10 protein-coding genes are annotated in these 10,000 nt (G+C 29.5%); 7 read left to right on the top strand and 3 right to left on the bottom strand.

The genetic code is table 11. The features are described from left to right. Nucleotides 1-308 (bottom strand): DegT/DnrJ/EryC1/StrS family aminotransferase (locus LDL23_RS10090; RefSeq protein WP_291265583.1); only part of this gene is annotated, 308 nt, incomplete at its 3' end. After that, nucleotides 305-1,282: a GNAT family N-acetyltransferase gene (locus LDL23_RS10085; protein ID WP_291265582.1), complete on the bottom strand. Its 978-nt coding sequence runs from the start codon at nucleotides 1,280-1,282 to the stop codon at nucleotides 305-307. The genes LDL23_RS10085 and LDL23_RS10090, both read right to left, overlap by 4 nt. A gap of 110 nt (nucleotides 1,283-1,392) precedes the next feature. On the opposite strand from LDL23_RS10085, the gene LDL23_RS10080 reads away from it, so the two are divergent. Further along, the gene (locus tag LDL23_RS10080; protein ID WP_291265581.1) at nucleotides 1,393-3,213 is read left to right on the top strand and encodes a gliding motility-associated C-terminal domain-containing protein; all 1,821 of its coding nucleotides are present in this window, start codon (nucleotides 1,393-1,395) and stop codon (nucleotides 3,211-3,213) included. A gap of 7 nt (nucleotides 3,214-3,220) precedes the next feature. On the opposite strand, the gene LDL23_RS10075 is transcribed toward LDL23_RS10080, so the two are convergent. After that, the gene (locus tag LDL23_RS10075; RefSeq protein ID WP_291265580.1) at nucleotides 3,221-3,961 is read right to left on the bottom strand and encodes an RDD family protein; all 741 of its coding nucleotides are present in this window, start codon (nucleotides 3,959-3,961) and stop codon (nucleotides 3,221-3,223) included. A 20-nt stretch (nucleotides 3,962-3,981) separates the two neighbouring features. Between LDL23_RS10075 and LDL23_RS10070 the strand changes: the two genes are divergently transcribed. The 6 genes from LDL23_RS10070 to LDL23_RS10045 form a co-directional block, all read left to right on the top strand. Continuing rightward, a complete protein-coding gene (locus LDL23_RS10070; protein ID WP_291265579.1) occupies nucleotides 3,982-4,959 on the top strand; it encodes a stage II sporulation protein M in 978 nt (325 codons plus the stop codon). Next, nucleotides 4,943-5,881, top strand: a complete 939-nt coding sequence (locus LDL23_RS10065; protein WP_291265578.1) for a hypothetical protein — start codon at nucleotides 4,943-4,945, stop codon at nucleotides 5,879-5,881. Before LDL23_RS10070 ends, LDL23_RS10065 begins: the two co-directional genes overlap by 17 nt. Further along, nucleotides 5,871-6,581 (top strand): DUF4129 domain-containing protein, encoded by a 711-nt coding sequence (locus tag LDL23_RS10060; RefSeq protein ID WP_291265577.1) that lies wholly within the window; start codon nucleotides 5,871-5,873, stop codon nucleotides 6,579-6,581. The genes LDL23_RS10065 and LDL23_RS10060 overlap by 11 nt, the downstream gene beginning before the upstream one ends. A gap of 1 nt (nucleotide 6,582) precedes the next feature. Beyond that, complete coding sequence (locus tag LDL23_RS10055; RefSeq protein ID WP_291265576.1) at nucleotides 6,583-7,776, top strand: DUF4350 domain-containing protein; 1,194 nt, start codon at nucleotides 6,583-6,585, stop codon at nucleotides 7,774-7,776. After that, complete coding sequence (locus LDL23_RS10050) at nucleotides 7,776-8,786, top strand: MoxR family ATPase (protein ID WP_291265575.1); 1,011 nt, start codon at nucleotides 7,776-7,778, stop codon at nucleotides 8,784-8,786. Before LDL23_RS10055 ends, LDL23_RS10050 begins: the two co-directional genes overlap by 1 nt. Nucleotides 8,787-8,860: 74 nt before the next feature. Next, nucleotides 8,861-10,000, top strand: a 1,140-nt coding sequence (locus tag LDL23_RS10045; RefSeq protein ID WP_291265574.1) for a DUF58 domain-containing protein, incomplete at its 3' end; no start/stop codon positions are given.

Below are 10,000 nucleotides of genomic sequence, written 5' to 3'. Positions count from 1 at the left end.
GGAACTAAATCAGCTTGTAAAACGGCTAAAATACTAGCGATATAAGTATTTGCAGGAACAATTACCTCATCGCCTTTTTGTAGTTTTCCTAAATGAATGTAAGCTTTGAAAATCAAAACCAATGCCTCTAAACCGTTGCCAACACCGATACAATGTTTCGTTCCACAATAAGCTCCAAAATCTGTTTCAAACTGTTTTACTTCATTACCTAAAATATACCAGCCACCTTCTAAAAATTGCTTCATCTTTTTCTGAAAAGCAGTTTCAAAAGGTTGGTTTAGTTTTCTTAAATTTAGGAAATGTATCATAGTAAAACGTTATCTAAAAGGGTGTGATTTTTTATTTCTACTTCGTAAAAATCTTGTGAAATGGCTCTTGCTCCAAAACTTTCTTTCCAATACAACAAACCTTCGTTTATATTTTTCCCTTGATTTTCATTGGAAATTCCGAAATCGAAATATTTTTTATCTTTAAAAACGTTGGAAATTAAATAATCGTGTAAAAAGTCTAAACTTCCCAATTCATTTTTATCAGAATTTCCAGAAATATATTGAGAATGCGCGACTAAATCCGTTTCAAAAATAGTGGTTCCCGCTACAATTTTATCGTTTTGATATACATTAAATTGTCGGATATTTTTTGGAAATTTACTATGTAAATACTGAATCTCTTCTAACGAATGAACCGGTTTTGCTTGATGTTTTTCAGCTAAATTTGGAATTAATATTTCATTCCAAAAGGATTCAAAATTAGACTCTTCTTTAACTACTAAATCATTTTTAAAACCTCGTTTGATTCCATTTTTTCTATCGCGTGAAAAAGTAAAATTATTGCTTAAATCTAAAACAGACAAAACATCTCTTCTAACCAAACTTCCTTGCATCAAAAACATCAAATATTGCAATTCATCAGAAGGGATTTGAGTATAAATGTGTGGAATTTCTTTAAAATTAATTTTCTGAAATTGTTGTGCGTTCAAATATTTAAAAACCGATTTTGCAATTGAAATAAAATCGGAAAGTTTTGTTTTTTCTTGAAGTACAATCCCACCATACGTTAGTCCTTGATGCGAAAAAAGGGTTTCTCCTACTCTATTTGCGGGTAAAACGGCAATTAATTCTTGATTATCATCAAATAGCAACAAAGAATAATCTTCAAATCGATCTTGATGATATTCCATAAAATCGCGATGAAACAAGAATGTAGCATTTTTAGCATGGGCTACAAATTCGTTCCATTCTTTATAATGTTCGTTTGAATACTTTTGAATTTGATACTTCATTAAAACCTTTAAATAATTCGGAAAATTACTAATTTTTTATGTTATCTGAATTCAATATATCGTTTTTTAAAAAAAATATAGTAATTTGGAACCAAATTAATGGCTCTCAAATGATTAAAAAAATTACTCTCCTATTGTTTATTGGATTTCTTTTATCACCATTTTTATTCTTTGGGCAAGATATTTCGTTGTATACGCAAATAAACGGACGTTATGATTTTACTTTCATTGGTAATACATTAAATCCTTCCGAGAATACAAATTTTTCTCCGACATTTCTTTATACACAATCTTCAGCGACATTAAATCTTGGAGTAAATGATCGAATTGAAAGAGCTTACCTATATTGGGCAGGAAGCGGACCTGGAGATACCGACATAAAATTAAATGGTGTTGATATGTCCCCTGACTTGCTAAGCAATGTAGTTGGAACAGCAAATGAGTTTACATATTTCAGTGCATTTAAAGACATTACAACTTTTGTTCAAACCACTGGAAATGGGACATATACCTTATCAGAATTTGATTTAAATAGTTATGTACCTACATATATATCAAATGCCACACAATTTGCTGGTTGGGCAATTTTAGTAGTGTATGAAAATCCGGCATTAACTTTAAATCAATTAAACATTTATCAAGGCTTAGAAGCCTTATCTCCCAACCTACCTCTTGGGATAATTGACTACATGACTATACAACTTAATAACCTTTATTTAATTAGCAACACAGGTGCAAAAATAGGATTTATTGCTTGGGAAGGAGATCGTTTTATACAAGAAAGTGAACGCTTGAGTTTTACTGCAAACAATGTAACTAACATACTTAGTAATCCATTAAATCCAAGTAATAACGCTTTCAACGGGACTAATACCGAAACAAACGCTACAAATCTATACAACATGGATTTAGATGTTTATTCTATTGAAAATTATATTGTTCCTGGTACAACATCTGCAACAGTATCACTCCAATCAGGACAAGATTATGTAATGTTGAATACTGTTGTTACCAAACTAAATAGTCAATTACCCGATGCTACAATAGCACTTAATAACCCTTCTACATTATGCAACTCAAGAGATGTAAATTTGAATTTTACCGTCTCAAATTTGAACAGCACTGAAGTTTTACAAGCCAATACTCCAATTACCTTTTATGTCGGAACAGAGGCTATTGCTACAACATACACACAAAATATCATTCCAATTGGAGGAAGCGAAAACGGAAATATCACATTAACTATTCCAAGTTCTGTGCCTACTAATTTCACATTACTAGCCGTTGTTGATGATGCTGGAAATGGAACAGGAATTAGACCTGAATTAATTGAAAATAATAATTCGTTCCAAATAGAAATTGAATTGATAGTTTCTCCTATTTTCAATCCCCTAAACTCATTAACTTCTTGTAATCTTGGTTTAACTCGAGGAATTTTTGATTTTTCTGGATATGCTGCATTAGTTAGCACAAATCCTACTCATTTAATTTCTTTTCATGAGACCTATAATGATGCTGTACAAAATATAAATCCTATCGCAAACAGTTCTAATTACGATGCACTTACCACTCCAAAAGAAATTTTTGTTCGTATTGATAACGGTTGTTTCTCTGTTACATCATTCCAGCTTTTAACAGAAAATTGCCCGCCAGTAGTTTACAATGCCGTTTCTCCTAATGGTGACGGTTCAAATGATACTTTTTTCATCGATGGTCTTCGCGATATTTTTGTAAACTTCGAGTTATTGATTTACAATCGTTGGGGCAAACATTTATGGACAGGAAATAACAACAAAGCTGATTGGAATGGCTATGTTGAAGAAGGTATAGGAAGTACATTAGCTCCAGCAGGAACGTATTTTTACATACTTAATTTAAACGACCCAAATTACAAAGAACCTTTAACTGGATATTTATATATAAACAGATAAGTTTAAATTACATATTTTGAGTGTAATAGTTATAATCTTTCAATAAAGTTCTAATAAAATCTTGATCATTCCCTGATTGATTTTTTATACCCGTAACTGCTATAACTTTTTCTCTTAATTTCACAATAGTTTGAAAATCTCTAGACACAATTGCGATTTCAAATGTTTCTTTGATAATCCTAACATCATTATCCGAAAGTTTAATTACTAATGGATACGTAGGAACATAATCAGAATGAACATCTTGAATAATGGTATGATTGATATTAATTTTATTTTTCAAAGTAATAACCGCAGTTCCTGCAGCCATATCACCTAAGCGTTGATTTTTCGCACTTGCAATTACTGCTATTAAAGCTATAACTCCATTTCCAATGAATATTTCTACTAATCTAAATAACCAGCGTACTAAGTAATCTCCAAAACTAGCTTGATAACCATCTAGTTTAATCACTTTAGTTTTCATTATTCGTTTTCCTATTGTTTGTCCTTCCCACAAACTTTCTTGCACTATGGTATAAAACATTATTGGAGAATAGATTAACAAGTAAATTGCCATTTTAGACCAATTATCTAAACCTTCAATTGCGGCAGCCAAACCTGTTAAATCTAAAATAAATCCTACAACTACAGCATAAGCTATCATAACCAGAAAATCAAGTAGTTGTGCGAAAATTCGATCACCAACTGAAGCGGCTGTAAAATTTATATTTACATTTTGTGTAGTATTTATTGATAATTGTGTCATATTTTATATTTTAGCATTTCATGAGAGAAATAGCATTCATAAAGCAAAATAAAGAAAAATGGCTTGAATTTGAACAAGCAATTTTTGGTAAAGCTAAAAAAAATCCAGATGATTTAGCCAATCTGTATATACATTTAGTTAATGATTTGTCCTACGCTCAAACGTATTATCCTAAAAGTAAAACAGTTGTGTATCTAAACCATTTAGCTGCACAAACGTATCAAAAAATTTATAAAACCAAAAGAACAGAAACCAATCGGATAAAACATTTCTTTTTAACCGCAGTGCCATTACTTGTTTATGAATATAGAAGATACGTAATGTATGCGTTTTTAATATTCACTATTTTAACTGCTATTGGTGTAGTCTCTGCCAAAAACGACGATTCGTTTGTTCGTTTAATTTTAGGCGATCAATATGTAAATATGACTTTAGAAAACATTGAAGACGGAAATCCTGTCGCCGTATATAAAACTGGCAGCAACTGGGGAGGCTTCATTGCAATTACCTTAAACAATCTAAAAGTCGGAGCACTCTCCTACTTTTTAGGAATTTTCATAGGAATTGGTACTTTCTATGTTTTATTAAACAACTGTATCATGTTAGGCTCATTCCAATATTTTTTTTACCAAAGAGACGTATTTTGGGAAAGCGTTAGAGGAATTTGGATTCATGGATCAATGGAAATTTTTGCTATGGTAATTGAAGCAGGTGCCGGTTTTATTTTAGGTGCAAGTATTTTATTTCCCAAAACTTTTTCACGATTAGAATCTTTCAAAATTGGTTTCCAAAATAGTTTCAAAATCTTTTTAAGTACCATGCCTTTTACATTTGCAGCTGGTTTTTTAGAAGGTTATGTAACACGATATTCTATGGAAATGCCAACCTATTTAAGTGTAGGAATTATTTTGATAACGTTATCATTAATCAGTTTTTATTATTTAATTTATCCTTTCATAGTTCATAAAAAAGCAAAAAAATATGTTTCAACTTTATAAAAAAAGAGAGTTTAGTGCTCTTGTAGGAGATACTTTTAACTTTTTTAAGTTGGAAGGAAAAAATTACTTTAAAAACTATTTTATCATTAATGGAGGATTGTTATTACTTCTAGTAGTGGTGATTTATTTTTTCTCCAACATATTCATCAAAGGCACTTTTGAAGGACTTCGAAATGGAAATCAAAACAGTTTGGCTAATGAAATATATGGTAATATTGGACTATTCATTGGTTTTGGAATAGCCATGATTTTTCTTATAATGCTAATATCAATCATTAACTATTCATTTCCTGTTGGTTATTTAAAACTAATTGAAGAAAAAAAGGAAAGAAATTTTGAAAATTTATTTAAATACTTCAAAAGTAAATTAGGCAGAATCATAGGATTTTATTTTTTATCATTAATCATTTTATTACCTTTGATAGTGATAGTTGTAGCTCTAACCTTTTTATCAATTTTTATTTTAATAGGAATTCCACTGATTTTTTTATTGCTACCAACATTAACAAGTTTTATTGCCTTAACTTATTTTCATTATGTAACAGAAGAAATTGGTTATTTTGAAGCAATTAAAAAAGCAGTTTTAATGCTAAAAAGCAAATATTGGCCTATCATTGGTTCTACATTTATTGTACAAATGATTGTTCAAATAACACTTGGAATTTTCACATTAATACCTTATTTCATTGGAATCATAACTGTTTTTTCAAATCCAGAATCATTGCAACAAAATCCTGATAATGCAATTTCTTTTGTTATGATTTTACTTCTTGTTATTGTAATAATTTCAATCATATTTAATTACACCCTACAAAATATTGTTTTAATAAACCAAGGTGTTATTTTTTACAGTTGCAAAGAAGAAATGGAAAACGTTAGTATCAATAATAACATCGATTTAATAGGAACAGATGAAGCTTAAATTCATATTTTTTTACTTTATACTTTTCTTACAATTGGATGTTTGTTTTTCACAAGTCCAAATAGATTCTGCTGTTCATGAATCAAGAAAATTCGAAAATTTAAAAGCAAAATATTCTGATTCAGATTTTAATTATATTGAAAAACCCGTAAAAGTTGACACAAATGCATGGGATAGATTTTGGAATGCAGTAGGTCGTTTTTTAAGTAACTTATTCGATTTTGGCAATGGTCCAAACAGCCTAAGTGGCTTAGAAATTACTATGAAGGTTATTGCTATTTTAATTATCCTATTCGTTGTTTATCTAATAGTTAAAACCATTATTAATAAAGAAGGAGGCTGGATATTTAGCAAATCATCAAATAAAATTACTGTTTCAGAAACCACTGAAGAAAACATCCATTCATTAGATTTCAATACATTAATTACAAAAATTAAAAATGAAAAAAACTATCGTTTGGCAACCCGATATTATTATTTATGGCTTCTAAAAACACTTTCAGATCGCAATATAATTGAATGGGATATTGAAAAAACAAATGGAGATTACCTAAATGAAATTTCAAATCTTGAATTAAAAAATGAATTTCAATTTTTATCTTATGTTTATGAATATAGCTGGTATGGCGAATTTAATTTGAATGAAACTGACTTTGAAAAAACAGAAATAGCCTTTTTAAAATTAATCACTAAAAAATAATATGCCAAAGAGTTTAAAAATATACATATTTCTTTTAGTGCTAATTTTAATTGGCATTATTTGGGCTGACGCAACAAAAGAAAAACCAATTGATTGGAGTGAAAGTTATTCGCTAAACATGAAAAGTCCTTTTGGTCTTTATGTGTTTAACGAAGAACACAAATCGTTTTTTAGTCCTCAAAAAGTAAAGAAATTCAACGAGTCTCCTTATGAGTATTTTGATAAAAATTATAATGTTGAAAAATCAACATACAACATAAAAGGAACAATCTTACTAATTGAACATCAAACTAATATTGATGAATATTCTGAAAACGAACTTTTCTATTTCACTAGTCATGGAAATACTGTTTTTTATAGTAATACTAATTTTTCAGAAAAATTTGCAGATTCGCTTGGTTTTGAAATTGCATACAATAACGACTTCTCCGATTCGCTAAAATTCAAATTAGAAAGAAATGCAAAACTTGATAACTTCTATTTTAACAAAGGAATCAACAATGCCTATTTCTCTAAAATTGACAGTAGCAAAACAGAAGTTTTAGGAACACAAATCAATTCTAAAGGAGAAAAATTTGCCAATTTCATTAGAGTTCCATACAAAAACGGAAATTTCTATTTGCATTTACAACCTGTAGCCTTCACCAATTATTACCTCTTAAACAAAAACATAAAATACACAGAAGATGTTTTAGGCTACATTCCATCGCAACTTCCAATTTATTGGAAAGTAAAACAATATGATAACGAAGAATTGTCAAGTTCGCCAATGCGATATTTATTAAGTCAACCCGCTTTAAAATGGGCTTGGTTTTTAGCTTGGATAACCTTAATGATTTTTATTGTTTTCAATGCAAAAAGAAGACAACGAATTATACCAATTAAAGAAAAACTAAAAAACACAACTGTAGATTTTACCAAAACAATTGGAAATCTATATTATCAAGAAAGAAATCATCAAAATATAGCAGAAAAGAAGATTATATTCTTTCTGGAAAAAATTAGAAATGAGTATTATATAGACACTTACAATTTAGATGATACTTTTGTAAACAGACTGAATCAAAAAACAGGAAAAAGTAAAAAAGATATTGAAGCTGTAGTATTCTTTATAAAAAAACTCAGAAATCAATCCAATACAACAGAAAAAGAATTAATAACGTTTAACGAACTTTTAGAAAAACTGAATTTATAATGGAAAATAATTTTGAAATCAATAATCAAGAAAACGAAAATCTAAACTTTGAGTCTCGTTTAAACTTACAACCGTTACAAGATAATGTTCAAAAAGTAAAAGCTGAAATTGCTAAAGTAATAGTAGGTCAAAACAAAATGATTGACCAACTTTTAGTAGCGGTCTTATCAAATGGACATGTTTTGCTTGAAGGAGTTCCAGGAGTTGCAAAAACCATTAGTGCTAAACTTTTAGCAAAAACATTGTCGTTAGCCTTTAGCCGAATTCAGTTTACTCCTGATTTAATGCCTTCTGATATTATTGGAACATCTGTATTTGATTTATCTAAGTCTACATTTGAATTTAAAAAAGGACCCATTTTTTCAAATTTTGTGCTTATTGACGAAATTAATCGTGCTCCAGCTAAAACACAAGCAGCACTTTTTGAAGTTATGGAAGAACGACAAATTACCGCTGATGGAACTACTTATGTTTTAGACCGACCATTTTTAGTTATTGCAACACAAAATCCAATTGAACAAGAAGGAACGTATCGTTTACCAGAAGCGCAATTAGACCGTTTCTTGTTTAAAATCAATATAGAATATCCGAATTTAGCTGAAGAAATTCATATTATTCAAAAAGAAAATGAATTACAAAGCCGTGATAAAATGAGCGCAATTGCAACCATTATTTCACAAAGTCACATCATTGAATTTCAAGAATTGGTAAAACAAATTTTAGTTGAGCAAAACCTAATTGAATACATCGCAAAAATTGTTTTAAACACGCGCGAAAATGCATTTTTATATTTAGGAGCTTCTCCAAGAGCTTCGATTGCAATTTTAAATGCTGCTAAAGGTTTTGCTGCTTTGCGCGGAAGAGATTTTGTTACGCCAGATGATATTAAAGACGCAGCAATTCCGGTTTTACAACATAGAGTTGTAGTAACTCCAGAACGCGAAATGGAGGGAATCACCAGTACAGAAATCATCAAACAAATTGTAGATTCGGTAGAAATTCCAAGATAATTTTCTGAAAAATTAAAGAACGTTTGTCATGCTGAACTCGTTTTAGCATGAATAACAAAATTTTAAAAAAATAAATGAAACGCATTTTCAAACAGCTTTATCTCAATAATTTCCTTTTTTATTGCCTGATCGGAATCATTTTGCTATTCACAGTAGCGTATTTTTTTCCCTCATTATATCATGCTGTTTGGTATGTTTTATATGTTTTAATACTATTTGTATTAATTGATATCTTATTGCTATTTGGCACAAATAAAAAAGTAATTGGTATCAGAAATATGTCTGAAAAACTGTCAAATGGTGATGAAAATGAAATTTATATTGCATTAAACAATCAGTTTACATTTCCTGTTCGTTTAAAAATTATAGACGAAATTCCGTTCCAATTTCAACAGCGAAATTTTGAAGTTAAAAGAAAAATAAAAGCACAAACTAAAGATGACTATCGCTACTTTTTAAGACCAACGGAACGTGGTGAATATTTTTTTGGGAATCTTAATATTTACGTTACATCTCCCCTTCGATTAGTTAGTAGAAGATTTACTTACGACAACAATCAAATGGTTCCTACTTATCCATCGTATATGCAATTAAGAAAATACGATTTAATGGCATTCTCTAATAATTTATTCCAATATGGATTAAAGAAAATTAGGAGAATTGGTCATACTATGGAATTTGAACAGATTAAAGAATATGTACAAGGCGATGATTTAAGAACTATTAATTGGAAAGCTACTGCGAAAAAAAATCAATTAATGGTGAATCAATATCAAGACGAAAAATCACAGAATGTCTACATGGTAATTGATAAAGGAAGAGTAATGAAAATGCCTTTCAATGATTTAAGCCTTTTAGATTATGCTATTAACGCCACTTTAGTTTTATCAAATGTAATTATAAAAAAACAAGATAAAGCCGGCATTTTTGCTTTCTCAAAAAAAGTTGAAAATCGTGTTGTTGCAGAAAAAAGACAAAGTCAAATGCAACAAATCATGGAAAATTTATACAACATAAAAACCGATTTTTTTGAAAGCGATTTTAGCCGTTTGTATGTGGATGTAAAAAAACATATCAACCAAAGAAGTTTAATTATTTTGTATACTAATTTTGAAACTTTAGATGGCTTACACCGACAACTACCCTACCTTAAAGGAATTGCAAAAAACCATTTGTTGGTTGTTGTCTTTTTTAACAATACAGAGTTAAACGAA

The sequence above is a fragment of the Flavobacterium sp. genome, assembly GCF_020217025.1.
Taxonomy (GTDB): Bacteria; Bacteroidota; Bacteroidia; order Flavobacteriales; family Flavobacteriaceae; genus Flavobacterium.
This window is presented reverse-complemented; position numbering and strand designations above follow the sequence as displayed.